This is a genomic window from Methanosaeta sp. UBA458, assembly GCF_002496085.1.
GTDB lineage: Archaea > Halobacteriota > Methanosarcinia > Methanotrichales > Methanotrichaceae > Methanothrix > Methanothrix soehngenii.
The window spans coordinates 20,639-21,082 of sequence record NZ_DAIK01000066.1 but is presented as its reverse complement, the minus strand read 5'-3'; the positions used below and the strand labels follow the sequence as shown (position 1 = coordinate 21,082).

1 protein-coding gene is annotated in these 444 nt (G+C 58.1%); it reads right to left on the bottom strand.

The genetic code is table 11. The features are described from left to right. The coding region (locus BP822_RS04610; protein WP_286877821.1) for a pyridoxal phosphate-dependent aminotransferase at nt 1-432 on the bottom strand (432 nt) is incomplete at its 3' end. Nucleotides 433-444 lie beyond the last annotated feature (12 nt).

Genomic DNA, 444 nt, shown 5'->3' with positions numbered 1-444 from the left:
GGAATAGGTTAATTCTGCATAGACCTCATCGGATATCACTATCAGGTCGTTTTCCACCACCACATCAGCCAGATCCTCCAGGTCCGAGCGGGTCATTATAGCACCGGTGGGGTTGTTGGGATAGCTCAAGAGAAGGCTGCGGGTCTTCTCGGTCACTCTTCTGGCGACATCCTCCGCCTGGACTCGAAACTCATTCTCCAGCCGGGTGGGGACCGTCTTTGGCACTCCACCGGCCAGGATGATGTCCGGGGTGTAAGCCACATAACAGGGCTCGGGCACCACCGCTTCCTCGCCGGGGTTCAGAGTCGCCCGGAAGGCCAGGTCCACCGCCTCGCTCACTCCAGTGGTGATGAGGATCTCCTCATTGCAGTCGAAGTCGATCCCCATATCCCTGCTGACCTCCTGACAGATGGCCTCCCTCAACTCGGGCATGCCTTTATTGGA